At 67.0% G+C, this 15,028-nt stretch carries 14 protein-coding genes; 5 read left to right on the forward strand and 9 right to left on the reverse strand.

Annotated elements, in window-relative coordinates:
* Positions 1–25 precede the first annotated feature (25 nt).
* From rlmH to CK498_RS21265, 4 genes are read right to left on the reverse strand one after another with little or no spacing between them, the layout of a single operon-like run.
* On the reverse strand, positions 26–493 hold the full coding sequence (gene rlmH, locus CK498_RS21250) for a 23S rRNA (pseudouridine(1915)-N(3))-methyltransferase RlmH (RefSeq protein ID WP_095622862.1): 468 nt from the start codon (positions 491–493) through the stop codon (positions 26–28).
* Positions 490–852 (reverse strand): ribosome silencing factor, encoded by a 363-nt coding sequence (gene rsfS, locus CK498_RS21255; RefSeq protein WP_095622863.1) that lies wholly within the window; start codon positions 850–852, stop codon positions 490–492. The genes rlmH and rsfS overlap by 4 nt, the downstream gene beginning before the upstream one ends.
* A gap of 55 nt (positions 853–907) precedes the next feature.
* Positions 908–1,576, reverse strand: a complete 669-nt coding sequence (gene nadD / locus CK498_RS21260; RefSeq protein WP_095622864.1) for a nicotinate-nucleotide adenylyltransferase — start codon at positions 1,574–1,576, stop codon at positions 908–910.
* On the reverse strand, positions 1,557–2,837 hold the full coding sequence (locus CK498_RS21265) for a glutamate-5-semialdehyde dehydrogenase (RefSeq protein ID WP_095622865.1): 1,281 nt from the start codon (positions 2,835–2,837) through the stop codon (positions 1,557–1,559). The genes nadD and CK498_RS21265 overlap by 20 nt, the downstream gene beginning before the upstream one ends.
* Positions 2,838–2,944: 107 nt before the next feature.
* Here CK498_RS21265 and CK498_RS21270 point away from each other — a divergent pair, with 107 nt between their 5' ends.
* The 3 genes from CK498_RS21270 to CK498_RS21280 are packed head-to-tail and all read left to right on the forward strand — an operon-like array spanning position 2,945 to position 6,149.
* Complete coding sequence (locus CK498_RS21270; protein WP_095622866.1) at positions 2,945–3,802, forward strand: hypothetical protein; 858 nt, start codon at positions 2,945–2,947, stop codon at positions 3,800–3,802.
* On the forward strand, positions 3,799–4,746 hold the full coding sequence (locus tag CK498_RS21275) for a diguanylate cyclase domain-containing protein (protein WP_095622867.1): 948 nt from the start codon (positions 3,799–3,801) through the stop codon (positions 4,744–4,746). Before CK498_RS21270 ends, CK498_RS21275 begins: the two co-directional genes overlap by 4 nt.
* Positions 4,743–6,149, forward strand: a complete 1,407-nt coding sequence (locus tag CK498_RS21280; protein ID WP_095622868.1) for a bifunctional DedA family/phosphatase PAP2 family protein — start codon at positions 4,743–4,745, stop codon at positions 6,147–6,149. The genes CK498_RS21275 and CK498_RS21280 overlap by 4 nt, the downstream gene beginning before the upstream one ends.
* An 8-nt stretch (positions 6,150–6,157) precedes the next feature.
* On the opposite strand, the gene CK498_RS21285 is transcribed toward CK498_RS21280, so the two are convergent.
* The 3 genes from CK498_RS21285 to mpl form a co-directional block, all read right to left on the reverse strand.
* Complete coding sequence (locus tag CK498_RS21285; protein WP_407645888.1) at positions 6,158–6,736, reverse strand: LysE family translocator; 579 nt, start codon at positions 6,734–6,736, stop codon at positions 6,158–6,160.
* Positions 6,737–6,854: 118 nt separating this feature from the next.
* Positions 6,855–7,487, reverse strand: coding sequence for a flavin prenyltransferase UbiX (locus CK498_RS21290; protein ID WP_095622869.1), 633 nt, complete (start codon positions 7,485–7,487; stop codon positions 6,855–6,857).
* The gene (gene mpl / locus CK498_RS21295; protein ID WP_095622870.1) at positions 7,477–8,862 is read right to left on the reverse strand and encodes a UDP-N-acetylmuramate:L-alanyl-gamma-D-glutamyl-meso-diaminopimelate ligase; all 1,386 of its coding nucleotides are present in this window, start codon (positions 8,860–8,862) and stop codon (positions 7,477–7,479) included. The genes CK498_RS21290 and mpl overlap by 11 nt, the downstream gene beginning before the upstream one ends.
* Before the next feature lie 190 nt (positions 8,863–9,052).
* Between mpl and CK498_RS21300 the strand changes: the two genes are divergently transcribed.
* Positions 9,053–10,312 carry a 6-phosphofructokinase gene (locus CK498_RS21300; protein ID WP_095622871.1) on the forward strand — a complete coding sequence of 420 codons (1,260 nt, stop codon included), beginning with the start codon at positions 9,053–9,055 and terminating at the stop codon, positions 10,310–10,312.
* Between the two features lie 943 nt (positions 10,313–11,255).
* Here CK498_RS21300 and CK498_RS21305 read toward each other — a convergent pair.
* Positions 11,256–12,905: a bifunctional protein-serine/threonine kinase/phosphatase gene (locus CK498_RS21305; protein ID WP_229359176.1), complete on the reverse strand. Its 1,650-nt coding sequence runs from the start codon at positions 12,903–12,905 to the stop codon at positions 11,256–11,258.
* 294 nt (positions 12,906–13,199) lie between these two features.
* Between CK498_RS21305 and ppa the strand changes: the two genes are divergently transcribed.
* Entirely contained in the window at positions 13,200–13,730 is a 531-nt protein-coding gene (gene ppa, locus CK498_RS21310; protein ID WP_095622873.1) for an inorganic diphosphatase, read from the forward strand.
* A 59-nt stretch (positions 13,731–13,789) separates the two neighbouring features.
* Here ppa and CK498_RS21315 read toward each other — a convergent pair whose 3' ends face one another.
* Positions 13,790–14,992, reverse strand: a complete 1,203-nt coding sequence (locus CK498_RS21315) for a DUF2333 family protein (RefSeq protein ID WP_095622874.1) — start codon at positions 14,990–14,992, stop codon at positions 13,790–13,792.
* Positions 14,993–15,028 lie beyond the last annotated feature (36 nt).

The raw sequence follows: 15,028 nt of genomic DNA on the forward strand, positions 1-15,028 counted from the left end.
CTCGAGAATTGAAACAAGAAACACCTCAACGGTGGTAGGGATGCCCTACCAGCAGCGTCCAGGCGCGATACAGCTGTTCGGCGAGCAGGATACGCACCAGCGGATGCGGCAGGGTCAGCGGCGACAGCGACCAGCGCTGATCGGCGCTCGCCGAGAGCCCCGGCTCGATACCATCGGGGCCACCCACCAGCAGTGCCACGTCGCGCCCGGCGAGGCGCCAGTCAGCGGCCTGCTCGGCGAGCTGCTCAGTGCTCCAGGGCTTGCCGCCGACCTCCAGCGCCACTAACTGCTCGTTGCCCTTGAGCCGCTCGCGCATGCGCTCGCCTTCGCTGGCCACGGCACGGGCGATATCGGCATTCTTACCGCGCGACCCGGGGGCGATCTCGATCACCTCGAGGCTGAAGTCACGCGGCAGCCGCTTGCGATACTCGCTAACGCCCTGTTCCACCCAGCCTGGCATCTTGGTGCCTACCGCCAGCAGTTTGAGCTTCACACACGCTCCCCGCGCACCTCGGCCTCGCCGTCGCTGGGCAGGTCCGACCATAGCCGTTCGAGGTCGTAGAGGCGCCGGGTTTCGACCAGCATCACATGCACCACCAGTTCGCCGAGATCCACCAGCACCCAGTCGGAGCCGGCCTGCCCTTCGACGCCCAGCGGCTGCAGGTCGTGCTCCTTGGCGGTTTCCACCACGCGATTGGCCAGCGCCGAGACATGCCGCGTCGAGGTACCGCTGGTCACCACCATCAGGTCGGTCACGCTGGTCAGGCGCGACACGTCGAGGGTGGCGATATCCTGGCCCTTGAGGGACTCGAGGGCATCGATCACCAGTGTCTTGAGGTCGTCAATCTGCATAGTGTGCGTGGGGCTCCTGGTGCGTAGCGGAAATCACTGTCATTGGCCCATCATTCTACCGCTCGTGGCGGTAGAGGCCCAGTGCCATGATGCGCCGCTCCACCGCCTCGGGCAGTAGATAGCGTACCGAACCGCCGTAGCACAGCCGCTGGCGCACTTCGGTCGCGGAGATCGCCATGCGTGTGGGCAGCGAGAGCCGCAGCAGCCCGCCGGCCGGCGTGGCAAACAGCGCCGCCGGGTCATCGACCTCGCGACCGGCGATCAGTTCGCCAAGCGTGTCCGGCAGCGGCTGGTGATGATCGGGCCGCTCGATGACCACCAAGTGCGCCAGCTCGAACAGCCGCTGCGGCTGATGCCAGCCGGCCAGCTTGAGGAAGGCATCGTGGCCCAGCGCCATCACCAGCCGCGCCGACTCACCGTATTCGGCGCGCAGGCTGGCCAGGGTGTCAGCGGAGTAGGAGGGGCCGTCGCGGCGGATCTCGCGGTCGTCGGCAACCAGCCGCGGCGTGTCGCCGATGCCGTGCTGCAGCAGCGTCAGGCGCTCATGACTGGGCACCCCAGGCGCCTCGCGCAGCGGCGGCTGATGGGCAGGAATCATGTGCACCCGTTCTAGGCCGAGCGCATCGACCAGCTCCACGGCGCTACGCAGGTGCCCCAGGTGCACCGGGTCGAAGGTGCCACCGAGCATCGCCACCCGCACGCCATCACTCACGGATATGCCCATCCCCGAACACCACGTACTTGCGCGTGGTCAGCCCCTCGAGCCCCACCGGCCCCCGCGCATGCAGCTTGTCGGTGGAGATGCCGATCTCGGCGCCGAGACCGTACTCGAAACCGTCGGCAAAGCGCGTCGACGCGTTGACGATCACCGAACTGGAGTCGACCTCGGCCATGAAACGGCGTGCCAGGGCGTACTGCTCGGTGACGATGGCGTCGGTATGCTGCGAGCCGTAGCGCTCGATATGCGCCATGGCCGCGTCGATACCATCGACCACACGGATCGCCAGTACCGGCGCCAGGTACTCGGCGTGCCAGTCCTCCTCGCTGGCCTCGACGGCCTGGGGCAGGATCTCGCGGGTCCGCGGGCAGCCACGCAGTTCGACATGATGCTCGGCGTAGGCGGCGGCGAGCCGCGGCAGCAGCTCGGCGGCCAGCGCTGCATCCACCAGCAGCGTCTCCATGGTGTTGCAGGTGCCGTAGCGGTGGGTCTTGGCATTGAGCGCGATGGCCAGCGCCTTGTCACGGTCGGCCGTGGCATCGATATAGACATGGCAGACGCCGTCGAGATGCTTGATCACCGGCACCCGCGCCTCGCGGGTAATGCGCTCGATCAGCGACTTGCCGCCACGCGGAATGATCACATCGACGTACTCGGGCATGGCGATCAGCCGACCCACCGCGGCGCGATCGGTGGTGGCCACTACCTGCACCGCCGCCTCAGGCACCCCGGCCTCGGCCAGCCCCGCCTGCAGGCAGGCAGCGATGGCGGCATTGCTGTCGCGCGCCTCTGAGCCACCGCGCAGGATGCAGGCATTGCCCGACTTGAGGCACAGGCTGGCCGCCTCGACGGTGACGTTGGGGCGCGATTCGTAGATGATACCGATCACGCCCAGCGGCACGCGCATCTGCCCGACCTGAATGCCGCTGGGCCGGTAGCGCAGGCCGTCCACCTCGCCCACCGGATCGGGCAGTGCAGCGACCTGGTGCAGCCCTTCGATCATGGCGTCGATACGTGCATCGGTCAGCGCCAGGCGGTCGAGCAGCGCCGCATCCAGGCCGTTTTCGCGGCCCCGCACCAGATCAGCCTCATTGGCCGCCAGCAGCCGCGGTCGAGCCTGCTCGAGCTGGGCTGCAGTGGCCAGCAGGGCGGCATTCTTGCGCGCGGTATCGAGACGCCGTAGCGTGGCGCTGGCGGCACGGGCCTGCTGACCCAACTGATCCATGTAGGCAACGACATCGGTGATGGCAGCGGTGTGGTGTGACATGCCCTGGCGAGACTCCTGAATAGTAAGGGTGTACGGCGGCGATGACCGACAGGCTGAAAAGGCTCATGATACAGCGAAGCAGACCAATATAAGGCACCATGGAGAGCATGTACAAAGTCCGCGGTTTTCGCCTCACCCTGCTGGCCGGCGCGGTGCTCTGCGCGGCAATGGCCGTCACGCTGGACCTCGGCGCGGTGCAGCCGCTGCTGTGGATCACAGCCCTGTGGCTGCTGGCCACCGCCGCCCTTCTGCAGCACCGCCTCTACTGGCCGGCCCGCATGCCCTGGCAGCTGGTGCCGAGCCTGCTGCTGGCGAGCCTGGTGACACTGGATTCCGAGTCCTTCGGGGTGTGGATGTGGGCCTTTGCGATTCTGATGATGCTGCCCCAGCCACGCTGGATGATGGCCCTCAACGTGGCCCTGGCCGCATTCGCCTGGTGGCAGGTAGCGGCCATGCTACCCCGCGCCGAAGCCAACATCAGCGGCGCGGCACTGGCTCTGCTACTGCTGGCCGGCGCCGCCCATGCCGTGCAGCTGCGCCCGCTGTGGCAGCGAGTCATCCAGCGCCAGCGGCTGACTCCCGGCCTACGCCTGTGGTCGGCCCAGCGCCTCGAGGAGTCGCTGGCCCGCGAGCGCACCCGCAGCGAGCGCGACCCGCTGCACGGCGAACTGCTGCTGATCCGCAGCACCGGGTACCGCTGCTGGCGGCTGGCGCAACGCCTGGCCCAGGCCAGCCACCCTTTCGAACACTGCTATCGCCTCGACCGACGCACCCTGGCGATCACCCTGGTGGGCCGCGATCCCACCGCGGTGCGCCAGCGCTGCCAGGCCCTGCTGAGCATGCTCCCCCAGCGAGACCTGCGTGCTCGCACCCTGCCACTGAGCGACAGTGAACGCCTGGAGGAGGCGCGCGAGGCGCTCGCTGGGCAGCGGGCCCCACTGGTGCACGACGAGGCTTGCCCATGATGCCTCGCCTCGAGCCTTCACCATCGCGGCTGTTGGTGCTGGTCTACCTACTGACGGCGCTATTTGCCGGCGCCCAGGCCAGCTGGCACTACCTGATGGGCCACTACGACTACATCCTGCTGCCGAGTATCGGCGCCCTGCTGTTACTGGGGAGTGCTGCGGTAGTGTGCCTTGCCAACCATCGCGCCCAGCGCATGGCCTCCTACATGCTGATCAGCACCGGCTATCTGCTGCTGACCGTGGAGCTGATACGGCTCGACCAGGTCGCCGACCTGTGGCTAGGGCTGCCGCCGGTGCTGGCGCTGCTGCTGCTGCCGCTGGGCCCGGCGCTGATGCTCAACCTACTGCTGGCCCCGCTGTGGCTGCTGCTGATGGACATCGAGATGAGCCTGCGCCAGGCCACCCTCAGCTACCTGACGCTGGTAGCGCTGTGCACCCTGGCGCCCTGGGAGCAGCTGCGCCACCACGCCCTACTGCGCGCCACCGACCCCAACGACCCGCAGTGCGAGGCGCTGACGGCAAGCGCACTCGAGGAGACCCTGCAGAGCGAACTGGCGCGGGCCCAGGCACTCGAGCGGCGCCTCAGCGTGCTGGTCATCTATCTGCCACAGCTCGACATGGCCGGCGAGCAGTTCGGCCTGCGCCTCTACCGCCACATGTTGCAACGCTTCTGCCAGGTGGCGCACCATACCTGCCGCAGCCATGACAGCCTGGGCCGCGCCGAGGGCAACCTGTTCTGGCTGGTACTGCCGGACACCGGCGACAACGGCGCGCTGATGGTCCGCAACCGCCTGCTGGCAGCGCTGGAGCGCTGCGTGCTTGCCGAGACCGGGCCACTCACCGCACGCATCGCTGTGTGCACCCCGCAGCCTGGCGAACGTTGGCTGGCCTTCGAACAACGCCTCCTGCGCAGGGGGCACGCGCTGACGGAGTCCGCGTCTTGAATATTGCCGACTGGCTCTACCAGCTGACCCCATCCCCCGCCCTGCTATTGCTGATCATCGCCGTGATCGCGCTGCTCGAGTGCCTGGCCGTGGTCGGCCTGATCATGCCTGGCGTGCTGCTGATGACGGCGGCCGCCTCGCTGGCCGGCCACCAGGACCTGGCGATACCCCTGGTACTGCTGGCCGCCTTTCTCGGCGCCCTGGGCGGCGACGGCCTGAGCTTCGCGCTGGGCTATACCCAGCGCGAGCGCGTGCCGCGACTGTGGCCGTTTCATCGCCATCCGGAGTGGCTGGCCCGCGGCGCGCGCTTCTTTCAGCGCTACGGCACCCTGTCGGTGATCTTTGCCCGCTTCGTCGGCCCGGTACGCCCGGTGATCCCGATGATCGCCGGCATGCTGCACATGTCGCCGTTTGCGTTCCTGTGGGCTTCGCTGCTGTCGGCGCTGCTGTGGGCACCGGCCTATGTGCTGCCCGGCTACCTGCTGGGCCGCACCTGGCAGCAGCTACTCGACATCCCCCCCGGCACCCAGCAGTGGCTGCTCGCCCTGGCGGCGGTGATCGTGGCGTTGGCGCTGGGTTTTTCGTGGCTGCGTCACCAGCTGGCCCGCGGCGGGCGCGTCTACTTCGCTTGCGCGCGGCTGGCGCGCGGCGCGGCCTGGCGGCGCCGGCTGTGGATGCGCCTGCGCGCCCGGCGGCCGCACGGCGAGTTCCCACTGGGCTCGCTGTGCCTGCTGGTCGTGTCACTCACAGCGCTGTGCATCTGGACGCTGATCGTGCTCGACCACCAGGGACCGATGCTGATGGACACCCAGATCCAGGGCATGGCCGCAGCACTCGACACGGCCTGGGTCGCCACCGCCAGCGAGCTGATGGCCCGCGCCGGCGACACCTATGGCGTACTGGCACTGTTCCTGCCCTGGGGGTTATGGCTGCTGTGGGCGCGACATCTCTCGGCCTTCCTGCACCTCAGCGCCGGCCTCGGCGGGATCGCCGTGGCCAACACCCTGTTCAAGCAGCTGGCCGGGCGCGAGCGGCCGGACTTCCCGGAGTACCTGGCCGGCTCGCTGGCCTACCCCAGCGCCCACGCTTCCACTGCCGTGGTGCTGTACGGCCTGGCTGCCGCCTTTATCGCCCAGGAACTGCCCTCGCGTCACCGCGTGTGGGCCTACTGGGCGGCAATCGTGCTGGCCGTACCGATGGCGCTGTCGCGCCTGACGCTGGGCGTGCACTGGGCCAGCGACCTGATCGGCGGTGCGCTGCTGGGGCTGGTGGTCTGCGCACTGGTGCGCATCAGCTATCACCGCTTCGCCCACCGCTCGCTGACCCCGGCCCCCTGGCCGAGTCTGGCCGCGGCCTCGCTGGTGCTACTGGCCATGCGCCTGGCCTGGCTACCACCCACCTGAGCTGGGCACTAGCCTAACGCTAGCCAGATCCCTACCCCCACCATCATCGACCCGGCAATGCGGTTGAGCAGCCGTACGTTGTCGCTTTCGCCGAGCAGCTTGCGCGCAGTGCGCCCGCCGCCGGCGTAGAGCAGCAGGCAGATGAACTCGATGAGCAGGATCACCGCCACCAGCGCCGCCAGCTGTGGCCCCAGCGCCAGGCTGGCATCAAGGAACGGCGGCAGCAGCGCGACGAAGAAGGCCCACCCCTTGGGGTTGGCCACCGCGGTGACGAAGCCCTGCATGGCCAGCTGGGTGCGCGTGGCACGCGGCAGCTCGACGCTCTCCAGGGGGATCGCCATGCGCCCCCGGGAGCGCCACATCATGACCCCGAGGTAGGCCAGGTAGGCGCCGCCGACCCACTTGAACAGCGCAAACAGCTCCGGCTGGCGCAGCATCAAGGCCGCCACCCCGGCACCGGCGGCGACCGCCACCAGTGCCACGCCGGCAAGCTCGCCGAGCATCATCCATAGCGTGCGTTTGACCCCCTGGGTCATGCCGAGGATCATCGCCAGGGTCATGCACATGCCCGGGGTCAACGAGACCATGAAGAATGTCGGCACGAACACCGACAGCAGCGACAGTTTGATCACACCAACCTCCGTGTAGGTAAATGCCCAGCGCTTGCTTGAAAGTACCACTCGAGCGATGACCGTCAGGTGACGATCACTCGTCGCCAGGCGCCGACTCGCCCCAGCGCGGCATCAGCCGGTGCTCGATGCCCAGCTGGTTGAGAATCCGCGCCACGATGAAGTCGATCAGGTCGTCGACGCTCGATGGCTGGTGATAGAAGCCCGGCGCCGCGGGCAGGATCACCGCCCCCATCCGCGTCAGACTCAACATGTGCTCGAGATGAATCGCCGAGAACGGCGTCTCGCGGGGCACCAGGATGAGCTGGCGGCGCTCCTTGAGGGCCACGTCGGCGGCGCGCTCGATCAGATTGTTGCTGGCCCCGGTGGCCACCGCCGACAGGGTGCCGGTAGAGCACGGGCAGATCACCATCGAGGCCGGCGCACCGGAACCCGAGGCCACCGGCGCCATCCAGTCCTCGCGGGCGAAGCAGCGGACCTGCCCCGTGTGTGCGCCGCTCATCTCGCCGAGCGCTTCGACCAGCCGCTCGGGGCGCGCCGGCAGCGAGATGTCGGTCTCGGTGTCGATCACCAGGTGCGCGGCCTTGGAGATCATCACCCACACCTCGTGGTCGGCGGCCACCAGGCACTCGATCAGACGCAAGCCGTACTGGGCGCCGGAGGCACCGGTCAGCGCCACCGTGACCGGGGGCTTGAAGTCATTCGCCATGCGCCACCTCCAGTGCCCCCAGCAGCTTGTCGTGAATGCCGCCAAAACCGCCGTTGGACATCACCACGATGCGATCCAGCGGCCGCGCCTCGGCGACTACCGCCGCCACCAGGGCGTCGAGATCATCGGCCAGTTGGGTCGGCGGCCGGCACTCGGTGAGCACCTCGTCCAGCGACCAGTCGAGCCCTGGCGGCTGGTACCACCACACCACGTCAGCATCGTTGACGCTCGCCGCCAGCCGGCTGCGCAGTGTGCCCAGGCGCATGGTGTTGGAGCGCGGCTCGATCACCGCCAGCAGCCTCCCCTTAGGGGTCGCGGCGCGCAGCCCACCCAAGGTGGCGGCAATCGCCGTGGGGTGGTGAGCGAAATCGTCGATGACCTGGATATGCGCGATCTCGCCGCGCACCTCCTGGCGCCGGCGCGGGTTCTCGAAGCGTGCCAGCGCCGCGCAGCCGCGCGCCAGGTCGACGCCAAAGGCATGCGCCGCGGCCAGTGCGGCCAGGGCATTGCGGGCGTTGTACTCGCCGTTGAGCGCCCAGTCGACCACCGCATCCTCCTCCCCGCCGTCGCTCTGGCGCTGGATGACCCGAAAGCGCGAGGCGTCGTCGCGCTCCAGTTCGATTCGCCAGTCGCTCGCCTGCTCGCGACCCAGGCGCGCCACCGGCGTCCAGCAGCCCTGCTCCAGGACCCGCTCCAGCGCCGGCTGGTCGTCACCGACCAGCAGCTGGCCACGGCCCGGCACGGTGCGCACCAGATGGTGGAACTGGCGCTCGATGGCGGCCAGGTCGGGAAAGATGTCGGCGTGATCGAACTCCAGGTTAGCCAGCACCGCAATCAGCGGACGGTAGTGAACGAACTTGGAGCGCTTGTCGAAGAAGGCGGTATCGTACTCATCGGCCTCGACCACGAACGGCGCCCCCTCACCACCGAGACGCGCCGAGACACCGAAATTGCGCGGCACCCCGCCGATCAAGAAGCCCGGCTGAAGGCCGGCGGCTTCCAGCAACCAGGCGGTGAGGCTTGCGGTGGTGGTCTTGCCGTGGGTACCGGCAATGGCGATGACCGGGCGCCCGGGCAGCACCTGCTCGGCCAGCCACTGGGGCCCGGAGACATAGGCCAGCCCCTCATCGAGCACCGCCTCGACCTCGGGATTGCCCCGCGACAGCGCATTGCCCACCACCACCAGATCCGGGCGCGGCGTGAGATTGGCCGCGGCGAAGCCCTCGCTGAGAGCGATGCCGGCCTCGGCCAGCTGAGTGCTCATCGGCGGATAGACATTGGCATCCGAGCCGCTGACGCGATGGCCGAGTTCGCGGGCCAGCAGCGCCAGGCTGCCCATGAAAGTGCCACAGATTCCAACAACATGAACGTGCATCGCGTGCCTCCTGCCACAGTCGCTGCGAGACTAGCACGCTGCCCGAGCCGCCACCACAGCCCCACTCAAACGCCTCGACCACCTGTTAACATAAAGTAACAGGATGCAGCTCCCGTCACTTTCGACTAAGATATGCGACCACTTCCTACGCCCTTTCGACGACCCGACACATCAGGAGCGATGCAACTCCATGGCCCAGCACAACGCCTTTTATGCCCAGTCCGGTGGCGTCACCGCCGTTATCAACGCCAGTGCCTGCGGGGTGATCGAAGCTTGCCGCCGCGAGTCCGACCGGATCGGCAAGGTATACGCGGGCCACAACGGCATCATCGGCGCCCTGACCGAAGACCTCATCGACGTGTCCCAGGAGTCGGACGACGCCATCGCCGCACTGCGCCACACGCCGGGTGGCGCCTTCGGCTCGTGCCGCTACAAGCTCAAGGACATCGAGACCCACCGCACCCAGTACGAGCGGCTGATCGAAGTCTTCAAGGCCCACGACATCCGCTACTTCTTCTATAACGGCGGCGGCGACAGCGCCGATACCTGCCTCAAAGTCTCGCAGCTCTCCGAGAAGCTCGGCTACCCGCTGACCGCCATCCACGTGCCCAAAACCGTCGACAACGACCTGCCGATCACCGACAACTCGCCGGGTTTCGGCAGCGTGGCCAAGTACATCGCCACCTCGACACTCGAAGCCTCGTTGGATATTGCCTCGATGTGCGCCACCTCGACCAAGGTCTTCGTGCTCGAGGTGATGGGCCGCCACGCTGGCTGGATCGCCGCCGCCGGGGCACTGGCCGGTAGCGGTGAGGGCGAGCCGCCACACCTGGTGATCTTCCCCGAGATCCATTTCAATCGTGCCGCGGTGATGAAGCGCGTCGATGAAGCGGTCAAGCAATATGGCTACTGCGTGATCGTGGTCTCCGAGGGCGCACGCTATGAGGACGGTACCTTCCTCGCCGATTCCGGCAATACCGACGCCTTCGGCCACCGCCAGCTGGGCGGCGTGGCGCCGACCCTGGCCGGCATGGTCAAGCAGGACCTGGGCTACAAGTACCACTGGGCGGTGGCCGACTATCTGCAGCGCGCCGCTCGCCACCTGGCCTCGAAGACCGACGTCGAGCAGGCCTACGCGGTGGGCAAGAAGGCCGTGGAGCTGGCTCTCGACGGCAAGAACGCCATGATGCCGGCGATCAAGCGCGTCTCCGACACCCCCTACGAGTGGCGTATCGAGGCGGCACCGCTGGCCGAAGTCGCCAATCGCGAGAAGTTCATGCCCCGCGACTTCATCCGCGAGGATGGCTTCGGCATCACCGAGGCGTGCCGCCAGTACCTGTCACCGCTGATCCAGGGCGAGGACTTCCCGCCGTTCGAGAACGGCCTGCCCAAGGTCGCCCACCTCAAGCTGGCCAAGGTCGAGCGCAAGCTGCCGACGTTTACGCTGTAAGCGCCGACTCGGCAGCGCTGCGCGCTGCAATCGCGAATTAATTCGCTCCCACATGAGAGTGGCACCAAGGCAAATGTAGGAGTGACTTTAGTCACGATGGTGTTGGCTACCTCGGCAGCGCTGCGCGCTGCAATCGCGAATAAATTCGCTCCCACAGGGGTATAGCCACAAGGCTAGTGTAGGAGCGACGTCAGTCGCGATGGGGTTGGCTAGCCGGGCAGCGCTACGCACTGCATCGCGAATAAATTCGCTCCCACAGGGGCATAGCCACAAGGCTAGTGTAGGAGCGACGTCAGTCGCGATGGGGTTGATCTGGCCTGACAGCGCTGCGCGCTGCAATCGCGAATAAATTCGCTCCCACAGGGGTATAGCCACAAGGCTAGTGTAGGAGCGACATCAGTCGCGATGGGGTTGATCTGGCCTGACAGCGCTGCGCGCTGCAATCGCGAATAAATTCGCTCCCACAGGGGTATAGCCACAAGGCTAGTGTAGGAGCGACATCAGTCGCGATGGGGTTGATCTACCCCGGCAGCGCTACGCGCTGCAATCGCGAATAAATTCGCTCCCACAGGGGCATAGCCACAAGGCTAGTGTAGGAGCGACGTCAGTCGCGATGGGGTTGATCTACCCCGGCAGCGCTACGCGCTGCAATCGCGAATAAATTCGCTCCCACAGGGGTATAGCCACAAGGCTAGTGTAGGAGCGACTTCAGTCGCGATGGGGTTGATCTACCCCGGCAGCGCTAAGCACTGCAATCGCGAATAAATTCGCTCCCACAGGGGTATAGCCACAAGGCTAGTGTAGGAGCGACGTCAGTCGCGATGGGGTTGGCTAGCCGGGCAGCGCTACGCGCTGCAATCGCGAATAAATTCGCTCCCACAGGGGTATAGCCACAAGGCTAGTGTAGGAGCGACTTCAGTCGCGATGGGGTTGGCAACCACCCTCAGCGCAGCAGCCACGACAGCACCAGCAGTAGCAGCAGGATGCCCGCTACGCCCTGCCAGAAGTTGACCGGCTCCTTGAGCAACCGCGGGCTGGTGCGCTCGCGGCGCTCGCCGACGGGGTCACGCAGTGCATACAGGAACTCCGAGAGCCGCCGGAAGCGCAGCGCCCGCTGCGGGTCGAGGGCACGGCGCAGCGCCTCGTCCAGCGCCGGGCTGATTTCCGGGTTATGGGTGCGCGCACTGCGGTAGGCCATCTGCTCGAGCCCGGTATGGCTGCGCAGCTCGTGGGGTGGCAGTTCATAGGGCAGCAATCCGGTAAGCAGCCAGTAGACCGTGGAGGCCAGCGCATACTGATCGCTGCGCCGCCCTACGTCGGTATCGAGGGCATACTCCGGCGCGCTGTGCTCGGTGAGGCCGAGCTGGCGGGCCAGTTCGCGGGAGTGCTTGTGGCCATCCCCCTCGCGCAGCCGGCAGGCGCTGAAGTCGGCCAGCACCACCTGACCGTGGCGGTCGATGAGCACATTGTCGGGGTGGATCTGCTGGTGCAACAGGTCGCGGCGGTGCAGCGCCTGCACCGCCTTGCCCAGCTGGCGGGCGATATCCAGGCGCTGCGCCAGGCTGGCCTGAGGATGGCGCCGCGACCAGTCGGAGAGCCGCTCACCGTCGACGTAGGCCATCAGGTAGTAGAGGTAACGGCGCGGCCGAGACGACTCCATGACCCGCGCCACAAACGGCGAGTTGACGCGCTCCACCACCCACTGCTGGAGCAGGAAGTGCTCGAGGTAGGAGTTGCGACTGGAGAGCTCCGGGCTCGGCGCCTTCATCACCATCTCGCGCTCGCTGTAGATGTCGCGTACCCGGTAGACCCGCGACTGGGCGGTACGTGACAGCACCTCCTGCACTTCCAGGCCGTCGAGGCGCTCGCCGGGGGCGAGCTCCGGGGGCACCGGCAGGTCACCGTAGAGCCGCCCGGGGTGGTCCTGTTCGGTTTCCGGCAGGTGGTCGACGCGCACCAGCTGGAAACAGAACGGCTCACCGCCATAGCCGCGCGCCTGGGCACGCGACAGGGCAGCATCGGCCAGCCGTTCGCAGGCGGCGTTGAGGTCGCTGGCGTCGGCGCGGATCAGCTGCACGTAGTCCGAGGGCATCAGCGTGCCGCGCACCGCCTGGGTGGTGAACAGGAAGATGTCGCCCTGCTTGAGCGGTACCGAGACGTAGTCGATGTCGATATTGCCATCCAAGCCCAGCGCCCGGGACGGGTAGCGATAGCCGCCAAGGTCGGTGACATGGTCGCGGGAGAGCTGCTCGAACTCGGCGCCGCGCAGACGAAACACCAGGGTGTCGCCCATATGGAACAGGTGCCCCTCGCGGCCGCGGTAGACCATCGCCGACAGCGAGGCCATGTAGCTGCCGTTCTGGACGTGGCCGCTCTGGCTGTAGCACCAGCCGTTGAGGGCCCGCAGCACACGGGTCGCCGAGGTCTTGACGTCCCAGTGGTCGGGTGTCGAATAGTAGTCGGCGAGGAAGCCGCGCACACTGAGATCGCCGGCCTGCTTGGCGATGGCATTGCGCGAGCTGGAGTCACTGATCAGCGCGCTGGCACCCTTGGCCTCGAGCAGGGTGTGCTCGGCGGGCACACGCACCGACATCGAACTGCGATGATGGCGCCGCTCAGGGGCGACGAAGGCCTGGCCGATACTCAGCGACAATTCAGAACCCACTGCTCCTCCCGTGACACTTTTCTGGTCGGCTGCACGCCGCACTGGCGCCAGCGCTATCCATCATACACCGCTTATGCGACAAGCACTTGTCCACCAAAGGCGAAAGCTCAGCATTGGTAATCGCATGTGGCTCTTCGTATAATTCGCCGCATTGCAATAACTGCCAGTGTCCTGGCCATCGCCAGCACCCAGCACTCTTCCTACGTCAGAAAGGACTGCACCATGAGTTTCGACAAGATCCCCGCCGGCAAGGACCTCCCCAACGACGTCTACGTCGCTATCGAGATCCCCGCCAACCACGCGCCGATCAAGTACGAGATCGACAAGGACATGGATGCGCTGCTGGTCGACCGCTTCATGGCCACGCCGATGTTCTACCCAGCCAACTACGGCTTCATTCCCGACACCCTGGCCGACGACGGCGACGCCCTCGATGCGCTGGTGGTCACCCCCTACCCGGTCCAACCCGGCAGCGTGATTCGCGCGCGTCCGGTGGGCATCCTCAACATGACCGACGAGGCCGGCGAAGACGCCAAGCTGGTGTGCGTGCCGCACCAGAAACTCACCGCCCTCTACGACGACGTCCAGGAAGTCACCGACCTGCCCGAGCTGCTGCGCCAGCAGATCGCCCACTTCTTCGAGAACTACAAGGATCTCGAGAAGGGCAAGTGGGTCAAGGTCGAGTCCTGGGAGGGCGCCGAGGCTGCTCGTGCGGCAATCGAGAAGGCCGCCGCGGCTTACGCCAAGGCCTGATACGCGTCGCAACGTCAGCGGGCCGCCCAAGGGCGGCCCGCTGGCATTTCAGCGCCGTGTTACTGTGCCGGATCGTCTTCGGCATCCTCTGGCCCTGCCTCGCCGGCCGCGTCGAGCGCCTCCTCGTCACCGGCCTCATCTCCGGCCTCATCAGCCGCCTCTTCCTCGCCGGCCGCATCTTCCACCACCTCCTCCACCGGCGGCTCGACGGCCCGTTCCTCCTCTGCCTGGTGTACCTCGCTGACATCCACCTCGGCAACCCGTGACGCCAACTCGCCGGCCAGGTCGCGCGCGCTCACGGTATAGTTGGCCATCACCAGGGAGTGGTTGGCGAACAGCCCGAACCCCGAGCCGTTGAGGATCACCGGGCTCCAGATACGCCGCTGGGTCATCTCCAGTTCGGCGATCAACTGCTGCCACTCGCCGTGCGCCTCAGCGGCCTCCAGCAGGTCGGCATAGTCGCGCTCCACGCCACGCAGGAAGTGCAGCAGCGCCCAGGCGCTGCCGCGCGCTTCGAAAAAGATATCGTCGACGCGGTACCAGGGCGTGGCGTCGGGCCGCTCGTCGGCGTCGATACCCAGCTCGCGGCTGGCGTCGCGCTCGCCGAGAGCCGCCGACAGCCGCCGGGTCAGGTCGTCGAGGCGTGCCTCGACCCGCGCCAACCAGTCGCCAAGCGGCTCGCCGTGAGGCACGAAGCCGTCGCCGGCGTCATCCCCCAGCTCGCTCAAGTAAGCCGCCAGCGCCTCTGAGGCCTGGTCGAAACGCTGCTCAGCAGAGGGATAGAGCCAGTCGCGGCTACTCACCTGCAAGCGCTGCTCGGCCTCCTCGAGATGCGCATTCTCGCCGCCGGCCAGCCCAACCATGCTGGTGGCGAGATCCCGCGACTGGCGCAGCACGCCCAGTTCCCAGTTGGGCATGTTGTCGAGCCACACGCCGGGAGGTGCGATATCGTTGCGCAGGTAGCCGCCAGGCTTGTCGGTCAGGGTGTCGACCACCTGCTTGAGGGTAGCGGTGGTGACCGTGCCGCGCGCGCCGGGCAGCCCCGACTGGTCGCCATCGAGGGCCTGGCGCTGCTCGCCGGTGGCCAGCTCGACGTTGAACGGCGGCGGTTCACGGCTCCACCAAATGCCAAGTACCAGGGTGACCAGCAGGTAAATCAGTGCCAGTGCCAGCAGCGGCTTCCAGATCCATCCATAGTCGGGCCGTTCGAGCTCACGGCGGCGCGCATCGGCCTTGGCCTTGCGACTTCCCAGTAGTGACATGGCATCGCTTCCTTTAATGAAATAACAAAGGGGTAG

This window comes from Halomonas salipaludis, from assembly GCF_002286975.1.
Lineage (GTDB): Bacteria > Pseudomonadota > Gammaproteobacteria > Pseudomonadales > Halomonadaceae > Franzmannia > Franzmannia salipaludis.

What these genes read in the sequence shown, in the direction of transcription:
- rsfS (WP_095622863.1), bottom strand. Translation starts at nt 852, where the DNA reads ATGCAGATTGACGACCTCAAGACACTGGTGATCGATGCCCTCGAGTCC.
- nadD (WP_095622864.1), bottom strand. Translation starts at nt 1,576, where the DNA reads ATGGGCATATCCGTGAGTGATGGCGTGCGGGTGGCGATGCTCGGTGGC.
- CK498_RS21265 (WP_095622865.1), bottom strand. Translation starts at nt 2,837, where the DNA reads ATGTCACACCACACCGCTGCCATCACCGATGTCGTTGCCTACATGGAT.
- CK498_RS21270 (WP_095622866.1), top strand. Translation starts at nt 2,945, where the DNA reads ATGTACAAAGTCCGCGGTTTTCGCCTCACCCTGCTGGCCGGCGCGGTG.
- CK498_RS21275 (WP_095622867.1), top strand. Translation starts at nt 3,799, where the DNA reads ATGATGCCTCGCCTCGAGCCTTCACCATCGCGGCTGTTGGTGCTGGTC.
- CK498_RS21285 (WP_407645888.1), bottom strand. Translation starts at nt 6,736, where the DNA reads ATGGTCTCGTTGACCCCGGGCATGTGCATGACCCTGGCGATGATCCTC.
- CK498_RS21290 (WP_095622869.1), bottom strand. Translation starts at nt 7,487, where the DNA reads ATGGCGAATGACTTCAAGCCCCCGGTCACGGTGGCGCTGACCGGTGCC.
- mpl (WP_095622870.1), bottom strand. Translation starts at nt 8,862, where the DNA reads ATGCACGTTCATGTTGTTGGAATCTGTGGCACTTTCATGGGCAGCCTG.
- CK498_RS21300 (WP_095622871.1), top strand. Translation starts at nt 9,053, where the DNA reads ATGGCCCAGCACAACGCCTTTTATGCCCAGTCCGGTGGCGTCACCGCC.
- CK498_RS21305 (WP_229359176.1), bottom strand. Translation starts at nt 12,905, where the DNA reads ATGTCGGTGCGTGTGCCCGCCGAGCACACCCTGCTCGAGGCCAAGGGT.
- ppa (WP_095622873.1), top strand. Translation starts at nt 13,200, where the DNA reads ATGAGTTTCGACAAGATCCCCGCCGGCAAGGACCTCCCCAACGACGTC.
- CK498_RS21315 (WP_095622874.1), bottom strand. Translation starts at nt 14,992, where the DNA reads ATGTCACTACTGGGAAGTCGCAAGGCCAAGGCCGATGCGCGCCGCCGT.